General features: G+C 41.9%; 15 protein-coding genes and 4 pseudogenes. 4 read left to right on the top strand and 15 right to left on the bottom strand.

Translation table 11 applies throughout. The annotated features are described in order from the left end of the window. Positions 1–209: 209 nt before the first annotated feature. The 10 genes and pseudogenes from VZ94_RS04065 to VZ94_RS04025 all read right to left on the bottom strand — a co-directional run bounded on the left by VZ94_RS04065 (position 210) and on the right by VZ94_RS04025 (position 10,198). The gene (locus tag VZ94_RS04065; RefSeq protein WP_052700206.1) at positions 210–857 is read right to left on the bottom strand and encodes a hypothetical protein; all 648 of its coding nucleotides are present in this window, start codon (positions 855–857) and stop codon (positions 210–212) included. A 162-nt stretch (positions 858–1,019) separates the two neighbouring features. Next, positions 1,020–1,967, bottom strand: coding sequence for an ADP-glyceromanno-heptose 6-epimerase (gene rfaD, locus VZ94_RS04060; protein ID WP_045778256.1), 948 nt, complete (start codon positions 1,965–1,967; stop codon positions 1,020–1,022). After that, a pseudogene (gene hldE, locus VZ94_RS04055) lies at positions 1,964–3,389 on the bottom strand (bifunctional D-glycero-beta-D-manno-heptose-7-phosphate kinase/D-glycero-beta-D-manno-heptose 1-phosphate adenylyltransferase HldE). The gene rfaD and the pseudogene hldE overlap by 4 nt, the downstream one beginning before the upstream one ends. A gap of 139 nt (positions 3,390–3,528) precedes the next feature. Then, positions 3,529–4,131, bottom strand: coding sequence for a D-sedoheptulose-7-phosphate isomerase (locus tag VZ94_RS04050; RefSeq protein WP_045778255.1), 603 nt, complete (start codon positions 4,129–4,131; stop codon positions 3,529–3,531). 137 nt (positions 4,132–4,268) lie between these two features. Continuing rightward, a pseudogene (gene msbA / locus VZ94_RS04045) lies at positions 4,269–6,025 on the bottom strand (lipid A export permease/ATP-binding protein MsbA). An 18-nt stretch (positions 6,026–6,043) separates the two neighbouring features. Then, positions 6,044–7,261: an O-antigen ligase family protein gene (locus VZ94_RS04040; RefSeq protein WP_082081367.1), complete on the bottom strand. Its 1,218-nt coding sequence runs from the start codon at positions 7,259–7,261 to the stop codon at positions 6,044–6,046. 5 nt (positions 7,262–7,266) lie between these two features. After that, positions 7,267–8,283 (bottom strand): glycosyltransferase family 9 protein, encoded by a 1,017-nt coding sequence (locus tag VZ94_RS04035; RefSeq protein ID WP_045778254.1) that lies wholly within the window; start codon positions 8,281–8,283, stop codon positions 7,267–7,269. A gap of 140 nt (positions 8,284–8,423) precedes the next feature. Beyond that, positions 8,424–9,218 (bottom strand): glycosyltransferase family 2 protein, encoded by a 795-nt coding sequence (locus VZ94_RS04030; RefSeq protein WP_052700204.1) that lies wholly within the window; start codon positions 9,216–9,218, stop codon positions 8,424–8,426. A gap of 139 nt (positions 9,219–9,357) precedes the next feature. Further along, entirely contained in the window at positions 9,358–9,420 is a 63-nt protein-coding gene (locus VZ94_RS33450; RefSeq protein ID WP_500684249.1) for an Rpn/YhgA-type helix-turn-helix domain-containing protein, read from the bottom strand. A 19-nt stretch (positions 9,421–9,439) separates the two neighbouring features. After that, entirely contained in the window at positions 9,440–10,198 is a 759-nt protein-coding gene (locus VZ94_RS04025) for a PD-(D/E)XK nuclease family transposase (protein ID WP_045778253.1), read from the bottom strand. Positions 10,199–10,355: 157 nt separating this feature from the next. Here VZ94_RS04025 and coaBC point away from each other — a divergent pair. The 4 genes and pseudogenes from coaBC to argB all read left to right on the top strand — a co-directional run bounded on the left by coaBC (position 10,356) and on the right by argB (position 14,027). Continuing rightward, positions 10,356–11,599 (top strand): annotated as a pseudogene (gene coaBC, locus VZ94_RS04020) (bifunctional phosphopantothenoylcysteine decarboxylase/phosphopantothenate--cysteine ligase CoaBC). After that, a complete protein-coding gene (gene dut / locus VZ94_RS04015) occupies positions 11,583–12,032 on the top strand; it encodes a dUTP diphosphatase (RefSeq protein WP_338040228.1) in 450 nt (149 codons plus the stop codon). Before coaBC ends, dut begins: the two are co-directional and overlap by 17 nt. A gap of 98 nt (positions 12,033–12,130) precedes the next feature. Then, positions 12,131–13,102 (top strand): hypothetical protein, encoded by a 972-nt coding sequence (locus VZ94_RS04010; protein WP_052700203.1) that lies wholly within the window; start codon positions 12,131–12,133, stop codon positions 13,100–13,102. Positions 13,103–13,130: 28 nt separating this feature from the next. Continuing rightward, a complete protein-coding gene (gene argB / locus VZ94_RS04005; RefSeq protein ID WP_045778251.1) occupies positions 13,131–14,027 on the top strand; it encodes an acetylglutamate kinase in 897 nt (298 codons plus the stop codon). Here argB and VZ94_RS04000 read toward each other — a convergent pair. From VZ94_RS04000 to rpmE, 5 genes and pseudogenes are all read right to left on the bottom strand, one after another. After that, on the bottom strand, positions 14,004–15,008 hold the full coding sequence (locus tag VZ94_RS04000) for a hypothetical protein (RefSeq protein WP_239649620.1): 1,005 nt from the start codon (positions 15,006–15,008) through the stop codon (positions 14,004–14,006). The two genes, argB and VZ94_RS04000, sit on opposite strands and share 24 nt — an antisense overlap. A gap of 73 nt (positions 15,009–15,081) precedes the next feature. After that, positions 15,082–15,420 (bottom strand): YggT family protein, encoded by a 339-nt coding sequence (locus VZ94_RS31580; RefSeq protein WP_338040226.1) that lies wholly within the window; start codon positions 15,418–15,420, stop codon positions 15,082–15,084. Continuing rightward, the gene (locus VZ94_RS31575) at positions 15,410–15,658 is read right to left on the bottom strand and encodes a YggT family protein (protein ID WP_338040225.1); all 249 of its coding nucleotides are present in this window, start codon (positions 15,656–15,658) and stop codon (positions 15,410–15,412) included. Before VZ94_RS31575 ends, VZ94_RS31580 begins: the two co-directional genes overlap by 11 nt. Continuing rightward, a pseudogene (gene proC / locus VZ94_RS03990) lies at positions 15,658–16,483 on the bottom strand (pyrroline-5-carboxylate reductase). Before proC ends, VZ94_RS31575 begins: the two are co-directional and overlap by 1 nt. 462 nt (positions 16,484–16,945) lie before the next feature. Further along, positions 16,946–17,146: a 50S ribosomal protein L31 gene (gene rpmE, locus VZ94_RS03985; protein ID WP_045778249.1), complete on the bottom strand. Its 201-nt coding sequence runs from the start codon at positions 17,144–17,146 to the stop codon at positions 16,946–16,948. Positions 17,147–17,208: the final 62 nt, after the last annotated feature.

The following is a 17,208-nucleotide window of genomic DNA, read 5'->3' as shown; positions in this document are numbered from 1 at the left end:
ATAGGTTCGCTATGCAAGGGATGTTTGTATCTCACATAGCGTTTTCTACAAAATCAGTCTTAGTAGTGTATGTGGGCTATCTGCGTCTTATTATCAATGACGGTTTTCATTAAGGTTGACAATATTCCCAAGTAGGGACTGCTTGGTCAATGATATAAGGCGTGCTTGGCGATAAGATAAATTCACTAGCTCCTTGCTCAGTATGAAGATTACGCCAGTCGTACGTGTAGCCTAACCCGGTCCAGGGTACGCCTGGCGTAGAACGAAAACTTTGGTAGTAAATAGCCTGATAAAAACGCCTTGTAATCTTGAATGTTTTTAACTACAGGCAGTTGCGTAGTGAAATCTAGCTCGCATTGGCTGTCGCTGGTATCAGGGTCGACGCACGGGCGGAAAATATCTTCAGGTGCTACCCACATTTCTACAAAGACGTCATATTGCCAATCTGGATTTAAACCTAAGCGTTGTTTGAGGCGATAGTCAAGACTTGATGGTGTTGCATTAGGGTGTGTTTGCAAATAGTCGCGGCAAAATTCTTGCATTTTAGGGGCTAGCGTTACCCAAACGACGTTTTTTTCGCTACTTGATGTTTGTGTGTAAGGTAGCAGATAGTTTTGGTATGACGATTGGGATTTCCACGTCACCACTTTGAGTTGTGTTTTATCTTGATTCCAGACTAAGCTGGTATTGTCAGGAGTAATTGCATCTAACGTCGTGACAATTTCAGAAGCTTGCGCGATAGATGCGTCATGAACTGAACGTAAGTATTTTACCGGTGTGCCAGCAAGCGCATTAGGGTTGAATAATACACCCATCGTGGCGATGACACTGTAAAGCAAGAATGCAGATGTTTTCATTAGGCTACCTCTAAGTGGCTAAGTCATAAAGTTACAGTAAAGGCGCGTAAGTTTTGTGTGAACTAGTATCTTGGCAAACGCGCTATAACAGTTTAGCTTGGCCGCTTTGAAGCGTCGAAAAATATTTTGTGTTGTTAAGTTGATTTACGAAAGAGGCTGTCGTTAAGGAGTATTTAACCAGTCCAAATAGCGTTTCACACCTTCGGCTACGGTTAAAAAAGCCTTGTGATAACCTGCGTCCCGAAGGCCACTAATATCGGCTTCGGTGAAGCTTTGATACGCACCAATCAAATGCTCAGGGAAGGGGATGTAGTCAATTTGACCTCTACCATGCCAAGCTATTACGGCGTTAGCCATTGCATTAAAGCTTTCGGCGCGTCCGGTTCCGACGTTGTAAATACCTCGTTGCTCAGGATGGTCTAAAAACCATAAATTGACATCAACAACATCATCAATATAAACAAAATCCCGACGTTGTTCGCCGTCGCTATAGCCGTCACTGCCTTGAAATAATTTAGCAACGCCTTGCGCTATGATTTGCTGGTTAAAATGGTAGGCTGTACTGCTCATGCTGCCTTTATGCTGTTCTCGTGGGCCATAGACATTGAAATAGCGAAAACCCGCGATGGGTATGTCGGTTTTAGCGATTAAGCCACGCACATATTGGTCAAATTGGAATTTTGAATACGCATACATGTTAATCGGGCGCTCAGAGGCTCTATCCACGCGAAAGCCATTCGCACCTGTACCGTAAACCGACGCGGACGACGCATATAAAAACGCGGCATTTCTGGCAATGCAATTATGCAATAAGCGCTTGGAATAGTCGTAATTGTTACTCATGACGTATTGACCATTCCACTCTGTCGTTGCCGAACATGCGCCTTGGTGAAAAATGGCGCGTATACCATCAAAAAAATGCGGTGAGTCGATTTTTTCTATAAATTGGTTTTTGTCCATATAATCGGCAATATCTAAGTCGGCGATATTTTTCATTTTATGGCCGTTGACTAAATTATCGACGAGTAATATGTTTTTTTCTCCGCGTTGGTTTAAGCCTCGGATGATGTTACTGCCGATGAAACCGGCTCCTCCTGTTACGACTATCATGCTTCACCTTTTGCTTTGTTGATGATGGTTGTGGTGGATACGCCTTCGATAAATTGTAAAATTTTGACTTCGCCACCAGCTTTAATGACGCAATCCCCCCCGGCGACTTGCTCGGGTAAATAATCGCCGCCTTTGACTAAGACATCAGGTAACAGCTTGCAATATAAGCGTTCAGGCGTTTGTTCTTCAAAAGCAACGACCCAATCAACACAGGCTAATGCTGCTAATACTGTCATGCGTTGCTGTAAGCTGTTAATCGGTCGAGTGTCGCCTTTAAGCTGCTTGACCGACGCGTCCGAGTTGACGGCTACGATTAAACGGTCGCCTAAGGCTTTGGCTTCTTGTAAATACGCGATGTGACCAGCGTGTAAAATGTCAAAACAGCCATTGGTCATCACGATTTTTTCATCATGCGCTTTAGCGGCGGCGATTAACTGTACTAATTGTTCTTCGCTAACAATGCCGTATTGCGAGTCGCGGTCGCCGTGCATGGCATGTAGCAGCTCTTCTATGCTAACCGTCGATGTACCTAGTTTGCCCACGACGATGCCCCCGGCTAAGTTGGCTAAATACATGGCTTCAGGTAGCGGCATTTTCAACGCAACGGCGGCGGCCATCACGGCGATGACGGTGTCGCCTGCGCCGGTAACATCGAAAACATCTTTGGCTTGGGCCGGTAGTGATTGGCTGAATTCTGGTTGAATCAGCGTCATACCGGCCTCGCCGCGTGTCAGTAATAACACACCAATCGCATGTTGGTTAAGCAAACTGCGGCCTTTGCTTAACAGTTCGTTTTCATCACTACAAGCGCCAACTACGGCTTGGAATTCTGATAAATTAGGCGTGATGATGTCAGCACCGTTATAAGGCTGGTAGTTTTGTCCTTTGGGGTCACACAGAATTTTGAGTCCTGCGTGCTTAGCGATACTAATATGTGCCGCAATATTGGCTAATGTACCTTTACCGTAATCAGAAAATACAACCACACTATGCTTGGCTGTGTGTTGTTTGAGTTTTTTAATCAATGCGTCTTGATTGAACTGTAACGGCGTATCTTCAAAGTCTAAACGAATGAGTTGCTGATGTTGTGCCATGACGCGTAGCTTGCAAATACTGCGCACGTTTTTTATCTTGGACAAAATCGCAAGCCACACCATGCTCTTCAAGCAATTCTTGTAAAATCTGCCCTTCTGGGTCGTTGCCAATCACACCTATTAGCGTGACTTGTCCACCTAAGTGAGCGATATTTAACGCGACATTGGCGGCACCACCAATACGATCTTCTAGTGCTTTAACACGCACGACGGGTACCGGGGCTTCCGGTGAAATGCGCGAAGCTGTGCCTGACCAATAGCGATCTAACATGACATCGCCAACGACAAGAATATGGGTTTCGCTGAAATCGATATTGGGTAATTTCATCAAAATTCCTTGCTGGTTGAAATCTCCCTCTTCAGGGGGATTTGAAATTGACAATGAGGGTTTAGCCTCGTTATGTTTTATAGTAGCCTCGTCCTTGAGGGCGAGGCAACCCACCGACCTCTATCTGTCGATGGCTTTGTCATTCGACAGATGAGGTCGAATGTGGATTGAAACACGAGCGTTCCGTCAGTAAATCTTCAATATAACCGCACCACCAGTGGCCAATTAGGATATGTGCTTCTTGAATGCGGGCAGTAATAGATGAGGGCACAATAATCGCAATGTCGGCATGGTGTTTTAACTCACCACCGTCACCGCCTGTCAGCGCGACGACGGTAAGACCTTGTGCTTTAGCGGTAGTCGCTGCGCTGATAATGTTTTTGCTGTGACCTGAGGTTGAAATTGCACATAACACATCATTAGTTTGCCCTAAAGCTTCAATTTGGCGTGAAAAAACGCTGCTAAAATCGTAGTCGTTGCTGTGTGCGGTTAAAATCGATGTATCAGTGGTCATTGCAATAGCGGCAAGTGCTTTACGGTGTTGTTCATAGCGCACGACTAACTCGGCGGCGATATGTTGACAATCAGCAGCACTGCCGCCATTGCCACAAAATAAAATTTTCCCGTTTTGTGCTAAACAGTTTGCGATGACTTGACCGGCTTGCGTAATCTGCTCTGCATCGGATTTGAGCTGCTCTATCAGGGTTTGATGCTGAGCTAGCGTCGCTAAAAAAGTTCTCAAGAGTACTCCAGAAAGGTTTATGGCTACCAACGTAAGACGGGACAGGATATTCAGGGTTCAGGGCGCCGTGAATACATTCCTGTAGGCTTGGTGGTGCCAACACCTGCCCTGTCCCCTACTAAAGTGTGTAACCAGGTTTAAAAAGCTATTGCTTCGTTTTCTTTGAATTGTAACGCATGTAAGCGGGCATAAGCACCGTTTTGCGCTAGCAGTTCGTTATGTGTCCCGCGTTCAATGATGCGACCATGCGCCATGACTAAGATTAAGTCGGCGTTTTCTATTGTCGATAAGCGGTGAGCAATCACTAAAGTGGTGCGGTTTTTCATAATGGTTTGTAAAGCCGCTTGAATATAGCGTTCAGATTCAGTATCGAGTGCTGATGTGGCTTCATCGAGAATTAATAACGGTGCATCTTTCAACAAAGCACGTGCTAAGGCTAGGCGTTGACGTTGACCACCAGAGAGTTTTACGCCGTTTTCGCCGATGAGTGTGTCTAAGCCGTGCTCTAATTTATTAATGAATTCTATCGCATAAGCATCGGTCGCGGCTTTGATAATAGCGTCTCGGCTTGCGTTAGCTAGGCCACCATAGGCGATGTTATTGGCAATAGTATCGTTAAATAAAATAACATTTTGGTTAACTAAGGCGATGTGTTGTCTGAGATTGGCAAGTTTATAGTCGTTAATTTCGACGTCATCTAAGCGTATCTCTCCGTGTTGATGCGGGTAAAAGCGTGAGACTAAATTAACTAAGGTACTTTTGCCACCGCCTGAAGCACCGACTAACGCAATGGTTTGCCCAGGTTTAGCCGTGAAACTAATATCCGTTAACGCGTAGTCTTCAGCATTTGGGTATTGAAAACTGAGGTTTTTGAACTCTATGTGTCCTTGGCAACGCGGTTTTTCATAGTGCCCTAAATCGGGTTCGCTAGCAGTATCTAATATTTCAAACAAGGACTCTGCCGCTACGATGCCGCGCTGTATGTCGCTATTGGCATCACTGAGCTGGCGAAACGGTCTAGGCAGTAAAAATGCGGCTGTTAAATAGCCGACAAATGAGCCGACACTGGCTTGTTCCATTAAAAACATTGCCATATACATTAGAAACGCTAAGGCTACAGCGATGATGAATTGCATGGCTTGGTTATGTACCGCGCCAGTGGTGATGAGTTTTAGCGATTGCCTACGGTTATATAAACTGCTTTCAATAAAGCGCTGATTTTCATAGGCTTCACCGCCATAACTTCTAACAATACGGTGACCGTTAACGAGTTCTGACGTGATATGCGTCATATCACCTACCGAGTTTTGAATACGCTGACTTAATAGGCGTAAGCGCTTGCTCACATATTGCACTAATAAAGCGATAATAGGTGCAACGATTAAAAACACTAGCGATAACTGCCAATTCATATAAAACAAATAAACCAACAAGCCCAGTGCAGTAAAGCCTTCTTGCACGACTTTGCGTACGGCATCGGTAGTGGCTTGGGCGACTTGCCCAACATTATGTGTGATACGGGCAATCATGTGACCGCTGTTATTATCGTCAAACAACGACGTCGGCAATTCAGTATATTTGGCAAAAAATTTCACAGCGTAGATTATGCACGACGCTTAAGGACACTTTCGCTAGAAAAATAATTGCCTAAGTAATTGCCTATACCACGCACGATAACAAGACCGCTGAATAGCAGTGGTAAGTACAGCATTTGCTCGCGTGATTTTGCTTGCAGCGAATCGATGATTTGTTGAATGAGTGATGCGAACATCGGCTGCGTGCTGGAGTACAGCAAGAAGCCCAGCAGGCTAATGATGAATAAATGGCGATAAGGCATGACATAAGCTAATAAGCGCTTATAAGCATGAACACCTTGAGAAGAGCTGATTTTCATTGAGGTAGTAAGATGAGTTCAATGTGGCAAGGCGAGCTTGCTGGAATGTTGAGGTAATGCAGAGCTTGTTAAGGCGAATAATAAAGCAAACCAATGGCCTTCGGTATGATCCATAATAGGACTATTAAAAATACTGCTAATGACTAAACAGGTGATGAGTCCTTGAGCCAGTAATTTTTCCGGTTCAGGCAACCTGAATGCTGTTTTAATGTAACTGAGCAGAAAAGCTAAATAAACCGTGAGCCCAATTAATCCGGTTTCTACGGTAATTCTTAAAAATTCGTTATGTGGATTTTTAGTAACCGGACTTATGCCTTTGACTTGATTATAGGCTTCAACAAACCCCCCAGTTCCATAGCCAAACCAAGGCCTCTCCGCAATCAGTTTTAATGAATTACGCCAAAACGTATAACGTAACCCCATAGAAGAATCGGTTTGTGTGGGTATGGGTTGAAAAAAGGCTTGCGTGTTAATGACGCCTTCGTGCAGACGTTGTGCTTTTTCCGAATAACAATAAAACAGACTGATAAACACTACGAGTGTAAGAACGGTTATGCCGCCTTGTTTTAAACTTAATTTTTGATTGACGAATAACAAGACTAAGACAACCAATACAAACTGACCTGTGCGACCATTAACAATAAAAAACAGATTATGCCAGCAGAGGATAAATAATCCACCAAAAACTATTTTTTGGGTTAGGTTGGTGCGTGATGTCTTATGTAAACAATAAAACGCAAAATAGGCGATGAGAATGCCATGAGTAATTCGACTCTTAGGGGATGCGTTGAGCATTAAGACTTCGCCAAAGCAGCCAAAAGCCATAAGGTAAGAGGCAAGCAATGTTAACACCGACGCTGCAACGAATACGCGCCAGGCAAGACGATGTGTTTTTGGGGTGGTTAGAAAGGGAATAAAAATCGGGATAAATAATAATTCTATATATTTAGTCAACGTATAACTGATGTCAGCAATAGTCGCGTGGCTGTATGTTATTGCGAATAAAAAATAGCCATAAACCAAGGTTGCCCATAGCGCTGGAGGATGAGTTTTTAATAGGTTTGGTAAATGTTTGTAGTATCCCAATACTAGCCAAACGAGGATGACGATTATTGATAAGATACTTGAAACAGCCGTTGAAAAATAAATCGAAATCAGCAGTAGCAGGATTGACTCAGTAGAGAATCTTAAAATATGGGTCTTCAATTGATTTAGGCTGTTTTCTGAGGTCGGCATCAGGGTTAACGGACAAATTCTTCGCTATAGATTTGGTCTAGCGCCAGTTTTAACTCTATCGGTTTAATCGCTCGCATACACGCACAGGCCGATGGGGTGTTGCGACATGTATTACAGGTTTTATCTAGGACAAAAACCCGCGCTTTAGTTCCTATCGGTTGCCAGCGTCCAGGGTGAATAGGGTGCATAGGTGGGTAAATACCTAAAGCGTGTTTTTGTAACGCTGCGCCTAGGTGCAATGGCCCTGTGCTACAGGCAATAATGCCATCACATGCGGCAAGAAAGGCAATGAATTCAGTTAAATTGAGTTGACCTGATATATCCGTTACTCGGTCGCCGACATCTTGTAATAAAGGTTGTAAGGCTTGCTTTTCATTATCAGTACCGCTAATAAAAATTTGAAACTTATCGGCATCTAGCATTTTAATTAGCTCAGAAAAATAGCTTAAGTCCCATTCCCTGGCGCTACCGCGTGATTTTGGATGCAAAATTAGCTTGAATTTACTAGGCTCAAGATATTGACGCCACTGATTAGATAATAGCGGTAGTTGGTTGAGTGTTGTTAAATGCGCAATTTCGGCTAAAGACCAGTCTGATTTTATTTGAAAAGGTTTAAGTAAGCTAAGATTGAGTTGCGCTTCGTGTAAAGGCGATTGATTGCGGCTAAGCGCTATTAATTTATTACAAGTAAGCCAATGATAAACTCGGTTGCGTGTGCCAATACGCCAGTTAATTTTTAGCTCGTGCGCGCGTTTTGCTAGTTCTCGGCGTGGTAAGACATGAATAATACTTTCAGGTGAGTGCCCTTTAAGTAAGATTTTTTTAGTTAAGAAATCATTTTTATCAATGAAAACATCGACAAAAGAACAGGCTTGAACAACAGGGCGCGTGTATTCGTTGCCCATCACGCCGATAATTAGCTCTGGAAAGTGGCTTTTTAACACAGCGGCCATAGGCAATGTCAAAACCATATCACCGATGCTATCAGTGCGACTGATAATAACGTTTTTAGGAATTTGCATATCCTTAGAGGATTTTAAAAAAGGTTTTTAAACAAAATAGGTGACGTCTAAATTCGTTCCTTTTTTTAAAGGCAAGGATTTTTTTTTGGTGCTTAAAGAAAAAGCACATTCTTGCCATATTATTGTTGAACGAATAGTTTTCATAACACTGATGGAGCTGAAGATAAGCTTGTTTGGAATCTGGTAAATAATCTGGGCACTTTTTGGTAAAGTAAAAACACACGTTGTCGGGCATTTTTTACGCGCTGAGCTGCTGTTTCGCGCTGTTTGTTTTTTTTGTCAATGGCACCAAAAATATTTTTATCATGACGCCGGTATAGAACGAGTGCTTCATTAATGAATTTAATTTTGCTGTTAAACGTTGCAACAAAACCTAGCCAGTAATCGTGTGGCATTAATTCATCAGGGAAAGGTAACGTATCTAAAATCAGCTGTCTTTTTATTAACATGGCATGGCCTGCAACAGAACCACCTAACGCGAACATAATTGGGTCGTCAAAATCGGTTAGGCCCTTAATATCACTCATTTTTCGGCCAAGCGATAAGCCGTTTTTATCGATAAACGCTGAGTCGCAATAAACTATCGCATAATCGTTGCTATTTTTTAGCAAGACTTCAATTTTTGTAGGTAGCCAAATATCATCTTGGTCACAGGGGGCTACATAGTCTCCTGTTGCTAATAGAAATCCCTTTTCAAAGTTTTTTTGATAGCCCAAATTCGATTCGTTTTTGAACAGCTTAATCTGCGGATACTTCTCTGCATAATCGTCAAGAATCGCCCTTGTATTATCTGAAGAACAATCATCAACAATAATAATTTCTAAGTTTGAGTAACTTTGGTGTAGTACGCTATCGAGTTGCTCTCGGATAAAGCGTTCGCCGTTGTAAGTGGCTATGACAACAGATACTAATGGAGAGTTTAATTTGTCTATCATTTTGATTAATTATGAAGCTAAGTGATACTTAGCAGCAGTAAAGTACTTTTTGCCTGATGAAAATAACCTATTAGTGAATATCAATGGCATCGCTTTTAGATTGGTATTAAATGTTGCGCAATGTGTCGTTATGGTAGGGCTAAAATTCCGATAAGCCGGTAATTTCTTTAATTGTATTTACATCAAAGCCTTTTTCTAACATGCTTTGAGCGATGGCTAGTTTACCTTTTTTTTATGCCTTCATCGATGCCTTTTTCAATACCTTGTTTAAGGCCTTGCTCTATACCTTTCTCTAATCCTTGCAACCAACTTTCCATCGCTTCTTTACGTGCTAATTCGGCGCGATTGTATTCTTCTATCATATCAGCTCGTTCTTTAGGCGTTATCAACTCTTTGGTAATTAGCGTAATGACTTTTTTGATAGCGGCTTGACGATAACGAGTCTCATCGACTTGTTCGTCTAAGGTGTCGTCGATAGCTTGTAGCCATTCGCGGTAAGCTTTAGGGGTTTGTTCATTGACATATTTGGGGCATAAGTAAATGATTTTATGCTCTATTTCGTTAATGCCTTGGCCGTCTGCATCTTTAGGGTCAAAGTCTATGGTTAAGACATCTTTTTTGTGTCTATCGCCTGAGGTTAGTACGACGATTGTGAACACACGCGTGTCAGGGCGATAACTTTTAGAGCTATCGATTAAATCTAATAACGCAGCGCAATGATAATGCAAAAATCTGTCATAATGGTCTTCATAGCGCGCGTGTTGAATATCGACGATGATACGGTTTTTAACATCTTCGGCAAATAAGTCGAAACGCAAATCGACTTTACCAATTAAAGGATCAAATGATTTTTCAGTTTCAACCCGCTCTATTTCTAAATCTATACCTAAAATAGCTTTAACAAAGGCCTTAAAAATATCGGGCTGAGAAAAGGCTTTTTTAAAAATTACGCCATAACGCAATGAAGCAACTTGTATCATGATTTTTCTGCGTTAATAAGTTGTGGGTTTCGCATTATCATTTCTGGTTATGATAACATTGAGAGGCAACGCGTCGACCTAGTATAGATTGTTTAACTATGACGTTCAATTTCGTATTCATATATCGCCTACACATCCTACCGACAATTAATTCTCTATGATTTTTACCGATAAACATATTTTGCTAGGCCTATGCGGTGGAATTGCGGCTTATAAAATCTGTGAGTTAATTCGGCTATTGCGTAAACAAGGTGCAGACGTTCGGGTGGTGATGACGTCTGCGGCAACTCAATTTATCACCCCGTTAACGTTACAGGCGTTGTCAGGTCATCCTGTGCTGAGCGAGCGATTAGATTCAGAAACTGAAGCCGCGATGGATCATATTAGTTTAGCTCGCTGGGCGGATGTCGTTTTGATTGCACCAGCAACTGCCAATTTTATTGCTAAACTTAGTGTAGGTTTAGCTGATGACTTATTATCAACCTCTGTTTAGCGGCTGAATGCCCGGTTTTCATTGCTCCAGCGATGAATCAAGCGATGTGGCGTAAACCCGTGCTGCAGGAAAACGTGGCACGTTTAACTCGTTATGGCATAAAAATATTAGGGCCTGATAGTGGTGAGCAAGCGTGTGGTGAAGTAGGGCAAGGGCGATTATTAGAGCCAGAGGTTTTGTTTGATTATATAGCGGCGTTTTTTAAGTCTACACCAATAGACGCGCAAAGCTTAGCTGGATTGCGTTTTTTAATCAGCGCCGGGCCTACCCGAGAACCTTTAGACCCCGTTCGTTTTATCAGTAATAGAAGTTCTGGCAAGATGGGCTTTGCTCTGGCAATAGCCGCTTCTCGTTTAGGTGCCGATGTGACGTTAATAACAGGGCCGGTGTCGTTAAGAGTTCCATCAAATATGCGAGTTATCCATGTTGAGACGGCTCAGCAAATGTATGATGCGGTTATCGCAGAAGCTATCAGCCATCAGATATACATAGGCGCAGCCGCTGTAGCAGATTATACGCCCGTGACAGTCGCGCCGCGTAAGATAAAAAAGCAAGCTGACTCTTCGAGTATTGTTTTACAAAAAACAAAGGATATTTTAGCGGCTGTTGCCGGATTAACGGAGCATCGCCCATTTACCGTTGGCTTTGCTGCTGAAACCCACGAGCTTGAGCAGTATGCGCAAGCTAAACTTATAGAGAAAAATGCCGATATGATTGCTGCAAATCATGTAGGAGATGGGATAGGCGGTTTTGATAGTGAATACAATGCGTTAACTGTATTTTGGCGCGATAAAGCGAAGCTATGTCAAACGCATTTCAGTATGGCCGATAAGCTTGAGATAGCAAAACAGCTTATAGAATTGATTTATCAACAATGGCAAGACAATAAGAATGAATGTTCAACTTAAAATACTCGATACACGTTTAGGCACTAGCATTCCATTACCCACTTATGCAACGTTAGGTGCGGCTGGTTTGGATTTAAGAGCGTGTTTGAATCAAGAACTGACCCTTAATCCAGGTGAAACGCAGTTAATTCCTACAGGCATTGCCATACATATCGATTCAGAGTATGCCGGTTTGATTTTGCCTCGCTCTGGATTAGGTCATAATCACGGTATTGTGTTAGGTAACTTGGTTGGTTTAATAGACTCGGATTACCAAGGCCAATTATTGGTTTCATGTTGGAATCGTAGCCAGCAGCCATTCACTATTCATGTCGGTGACCGTGTTGCGCAGCTTGTATTTGTGCCTATTGTTCAAGCTCAGTTTACGCTGGTTGATGAGTTTTCAGCTAGTGAAAGAGGCGAACAAGGTTTTGGTCACACGGGGCGGCATTAAATTTAAATCAGTGAGGTAAAACATGGCACGGGTGTTTTCTTGGTTATCGGTGATTGCGCTATTAATGGTATTTGGCGCAGGCGCAGGCGTTTTATTGGTTGACAGATGTTGAAATTGCAAAGGCAAAACATGATGCTGCATCGGCACAAGCAAAAAGCGCTGCAATGGCATTGTCTGCGCAAGTTAATTTGTTAAATACCATCTTAGATAAAATGGCGGCAGATCCTGAGGTATTAGCTGCGATTACGTTAGCTAAACCTGAGCTTTTAGCACTAGTGGCAGAAAAATTAGAAAAGCATGTGCCTAACGTTTTGAAAATCAGAATCTTACTACCTGGTGTTAACGAAATTGATGAAAAATCAACTCCTCGCATGGGATTTGCTGACTTAGACTTAGTTAGGGAGACATTGGCTAAAAATCAATCTCCAGGCATACAAGGCGATAAGGGATTAGATCGTCATCTTGCGATAGCTAGACGAATTATGCTTAATAACCAGCCCTCGGGTGTTATTTTAGCCAGTTTAGATGAAGCGTTAGTGCTTAAAACCCTGAAAGCGATTTCAGTAACCGATGTGTATTTGGAGTTGCGTCAAGCTAACCTTGTGGTTGGCGCGTTAGGCAATAAACCTATTTCAGGTACGTTTACCGAAGAAAAAGTTAAAGTTTCCGATACTGATTGGGAAGTTTATTATCAGTATAGAGGAGGCGGCTCAATCGTCGATATGGTTATGATATTAAGCGTCATAGCGGTTCCGATGTTATTTATGCTATTAACTTTTTTCGTGGGTTATCGAAAGACATCGGAGATTTTAACGCTAGATTTACAAAGCTTGGTCAGAGCTGTTAAGGATATGATGACGAATAGTATGTCTGGCAATTATCCTGTGCAAATGGCTGAAATGAGTTCGATTATTTCTACGCTAATCCAATTTAAGCGCGTATTAGAAAATCAAAATAAAGCCCAGGCGTTTGGCATCGGTAATGATGTGTTTGACACCGATATGAATATCATCGTAACCGACGATGAGGATTTTAATTTAGACGGTTTTTTTAACGATAAAAAATTATAGTAATAATTAATTAATGAAAGTGATACACATGCAGTCTTCAACAGCCCATCAAATTGCAAGCGTTTTAACTGAGGCATTGCCTTATATTCAACGGTTTAAAAATAAAACTGTCGTTGTTAAATATGGCGGTAATGCCATGGTCGATGAAGAGTTAAAACATAGTTTTGCTCGCGATATTGTGTTAATGAAATTAGTGGGTTTGAATCCCATTGTTGTGCATGGCGGCGGTCCTCAAATTGGTCAGTTATTAGGCCGCTTAGGTAAAACAACAGGATTTGTTGACGGTATGCGTATTACCGATAGCGAAACCATGGACGTGGTTGAAATGGTGCTAGGTGGCTTGGTTAATAAAGAAATTGTCACGTTGATTAACCGTCATGGCGGTAAAGCGATTGGTTTAACGGGTAAAGATGGCGATTTTATTCGAGCCAGAAAAATTCATTTGAAAAAGTCTGCCGTGGATGCCGATGCGTCAGAAATTATCGATTTAGGTCATGTTGGCGAAGTGAGTAGTATTGATGCCAGCGTTGTGGACATGCTAGGGCGTAGTGACTTCATACCTGTCATTGCACCTATAGGCGTCGGTGATGACGGTTATTCGTATAATATTAATGCTGATTTAGTCGCGGGTAAAATTGCCGAGGTTTTAAAAGCGGAGAAATTAATGCTGTTAACCAATACGGCCGGTATTTTAAATAAACAAGGTGAGTTGTTAACTGGGTTAACCGTACACGACATCGATAAGTTAATCGCTGACGGTACGATTTCAGGAGGCATGATTCCTAAGACAAAATGCGCTGTCGATGCGATCAATGGCGGTGTTAACAGTGTGCATATTATCGATGGTCGTGTTGAACATGCTGTGCTGTTAGAGCTATTCACCGATCAAGGTGTAGGTACGCTACTGTTGAGTCGAGCGCGATAACGCGTCATTAACATAAGATCTAAATGAATAGCGTAGCTCTTTAACTTTCTGGCTAGAACATAATTCTTCGCCCACAGATGAATCGTGGCAATGAATATCCAAAAACAATTGATAGTCGTTTTCGCTAATAGCAATTCGTGATAACGACAAACTAATATCGGTGTCTACAGCCGGTGGCCGGTTCATGATAAGTTTATCGTTGTAGACATCGGGTTTCGTTGTCGAATGTAAATTGACAAAGGTTCTTGCAAGTTCCCAAGCTTTATTACATTGATGGTCATTTTCACAATAAAATAACCCCAGAGCATTTGCTTGTCTGATGCTGGGAACTTTGCTTGAAGGGACTGGTTTTTTTGTAGACTGGGTTAAAAATAAATAGCGCTCAATGTCGGCATTAAATTCGTTTCTAACTAAAATTTGTTTGTCAGAGTTTGCAATTAAACTATTGTTTAAGCGTTGAATTTGGTCTTGGCTAGATTTAATGTCTTCAAGTAATTTTGGCGGTATTTTATCGCCATCCCGTTCGTAGGATGCGGCTAGCTTTTGTTGATCTTGTAATTGCTTATTCAACGCTTTTAAACTAGTTAATAAGGATTTCTTTTGATTTTCAAAGACTTGCATTTTTAATTTTAACGCCGTATATAACTCTTCTTTTGAATGATAAGTGAGTAATAAGGCGTTATCGTTAACTTTTTGCCTTGCAATCAGTTTTTCTTCTTCTTTGCGTAATTCTGCTAAGTGTTTGTCTATCTCAATTTGCTCTTTTGTTTTAGCTTTTTCTGTTACTTCCAAAATACGCGCAGACGGGCTAAGCAATTCTCGACGATCTTTGCTTTGTTCAACGGGAACTTGATCAGAGAATAAGGTGTTACCGTATTGGTCAACTAAGCGGTACATGCGCTTAGCAAATACAGTTTCGCTGAATAGCATCCCGGTCAAACAGCTTAAAAGCAAGAATAGTGAAAAGGTTTTAGCAGTCATCGAAAAGTGGAAGTTGTTTGCTAAGCACATAGGTTAATCAAAGTAAAGATGAGCGATTAGAGCTATTTACTAGTTAACTAAGTATTGCCGCTAGTTGTTGAAACGGTGGAAGAATCATCATTCTAGCAAGTTGTAACATTAATAACGCCGCTAACGGTGATAAGTCAAAACCGCCCACGACAGGTATAAAATTTCGGCATAAGTTCAACACAGGGTCTGTTAAGCTTGTTAATACTGAACTGACAGCATCATAACTGCCTGGGTTTATCCAGCTTAAAATAGCTCTGGCAAACACGGCAAAGATAAAAATATTAAATGATAACGAGATTAAGTCGGCTAACGATAAGACCGCAAGCGCGCCGATATTAATCGTATGCTTATTTAATAACAATATTAAAACATTAGTAAGCATTTGCAAGCTTAACACCAAGACTAACGACGCACTGTCTATCTTTGCCAATAGGCGGAATAAATCTGCGTAAGATTTTTAATGGCGGATGAGTAAGCGTAATTAAAAATTGTGAGATAGAGTTATAGTAAGGTGCGCTACACCATTGCAGCAGAAACCTTAATAAAACAGCTAAAATGTACAGCGATGCGACGCTGTCGATAACCAGTACTAGCGGGTCGGTGAAATAATTGCTAGCCATTAGCTTTGCTCCATTTGTTTGGATAACTCGATTTGCCTATTTTGCCGCAGTCAGTGCTGTGCCGACTAACTCGTTAAAACCACCTTGTTGGAATGCGGCAATGGCTTGTTCTGTGGTACCGCCTGGCGATGTGACTCGAAAGCGTAATTGTTCCGGTGACTCTTCTGATTCTAAGGCTATTTTTGCGGCACCTAACGCTGTTTGTTGTATCAGTAAACGCGCTATATCATGGCTTAAACCGAAGGATAACGCGGCATTTTCCATTGCTTCCATCATTAAGAAAAAGTAGGCAGGTCCGCTGCCAGATAATGCTGTGACTGCATCCAGTGCGCTTTCTTGCTCTACCCATAATGCGATGCCAACGGCGCGCATAATATTTTCCGCTAAATCCCGCTGTGTAGCGGTGACATTTGAATTAGCATGTAACGCTGTCGCTCCGGTTAGGACTAACGCGGGCGTATTAGGCATACAACGCACAATAGCCAAAGATTCGCCTAACCAGTGACTTAGGCTAGCTTGCGAAATTCCGGCTGCGATTGAAATAACCAAAATAGGTTTCTGTGATAACGCCGATGCTAGCGTGAGTGCTACTTGTTTAAGTACTTGTGGCTTTACCGCTAAGACGACAACATCGACATTATTCAATAATTCAATATTATCTGTTAGCGTATTAACGTTTAAAGAGCTGTTTAACGTGGTTAAAACATTAGCGTTAATGTCTGAAACCCATATATTTTCAGGTTTATGACCACTTTGGCATAAGCCGTTAATTAAGCTAGAGGCCATATTGCCGCCTCCGATAAATCCAATTTTGCTTGTGTTCATTACATTTCCTGCAAGTCTAAAACTTCTCTTCTACAGAGATTAAGTTATTGTTGACAGCGATGGCTATCTTGCTTTTTTCCCAGCATCTTGTTTATTAACACATCAGGTTAGCAGTGGATTGAAAAAAGGCTGGAGCAAGAGTGATAAGATTGCCGAACGCTATTCTAACTGAATTTAATCTATTCAGATGATTTTTCAATAAGACAGTTGAATCGGTTTAGCTATGGCTTCAATGTTAGCATTAAAGATATAACTGTGATGCTTTATACGACGCGAGAATCGGTGTAAATGGTATAGCAACGAAAACAAACGACTTAACCGAACATGATTGTTCCGCGTGTATTAGTTGCAAGAGTCTGCCTTGATGGCTACTCTGCGAGGTGACGTTGTCCGTCTATCAGGAGGAGGTTTTGATAGCAACCCTCTCCGATAGGGAGAGGGAAAGCAATGCTTGTTAGCGTATTAACGACCGTATTTCTTACGGAATTTATCAACTCGGCCAGCGGTATCAACAACGCGTTGTTTGCCGGTATAAAATGGATGGCAAGCGGAGCATACTTCGACTAACAAATCTTTGCCGATGACAGAACCAGTGACGAAGGTGTTACCACAGCCGCAAGTCACGGTAATTTGTTTATAGTTAGGATGAATATCTGGTTTCATAGTGTTATCACTACCTGCGGGCTTTAGCTTTAAAAAGCCAGGTATAATAAGGTTTCCCTTAC

Source organism: Methylocucumis oryzae (assembly GCF_000963695.1).
Lineage (GTDB): Bacteria > Pseudomonadota > Gammaproteobacteria > Methylococcales > Methylomonadaceae > Methylovulum > Methylovulum oryzae.
This window is presented reverse-complemented; position numbering and strand designations above follow the sequence as displayed.

What these genes read in the sequence shown, in the direction of transcription:
- VZ94_RS04065 (WP_052700206.1), bottom strand. Translation starts at nt 857, where the DNA reads ATGAAAACATCTGCATTCTTGCTTTACAGTGTCATCGCCACGATGGGT.
- rfaD (WP_045778256.1), bottom strand. Translation starts at nt 1,967, where the DNA reads ATGATAGTCGTAACAGGAGGAGCCGGTTTCATCGGCAGTAACATCATC.
- VZ94_RS04040 (WP_082081367.1), bottom strand. Translation starts at nt 7,261, where the DNA reads ATGCCGACCTCAGAAAACAGCCTAAATCAATTGAAGACCCATATTTTA.
- VZ94_RS04035 (WP_045778254.1), bottom strand. Translation starts at nt 8,283, where the DNA reads ATGCAAATTCCTAAAAACGTTATTATCAGTCGCACTGATAGCATCGGT.
- VZ94_RS04030 (WP_052700204.1), bottom strand. Translation starts at nt 9,218, where the DNA reads ATGATAGACAAATTAAACTCTCCATTAGTATCTGTTGTCATAGCCACT.
- VZ94_RS04025 (WP_045778253.1), bottom strand. Translation starts at nt 10,198, where the DNA reads ATGATACAAGTTGCTTCATTGCGTTATGGCGTAATTTTTAAAAAAGCC.
- dut (WP_338040228.1), top strand. Translation starts at nt 11,583, where the DNA reads ATGAATGTTCAACTTAAAATACTCGATACACGTTTAGGCACTAGCATT.
- argB (WP_045778251.1), top strand. Translation starts at nt 13,131, where the DNA reads ATGCAGTCTTCAACAGCCCATCAAATTGCAAGCGTTTTAACTGAGGCA.
- VZ94_RS04000 (WP_239649620.1), bottom strand. Translation starts at nt 15,008, where the DNA reads ATGACTGCTAAAACCTTTTCACTATTCTTGCTTTTAAGCTGTTTGACC.
- VZ94_RS31580 (WP_338040226.1), bottom strand. Translation starts at nt 15,420, where the DNA reads ATGCTTACTAATGTTTTAATATTGTTATTAAATAAGCATACGATTAAT.
- VZ94_RS31575 (WP_338040225.1), bottom strand. Translation starts at nt 15,658, where the DNA reads ATGGCTAGCAATTATTTCACCGACCCGCTAGTACTGGTTATCGACAGC.
- rpmE (WP_045778249.1), bottom strand. Translation starts at nt 17,146, where the DNA reads ATGAAACCAGATATTCATCCTAACTATAAACAAATTACCGTGACTTGC.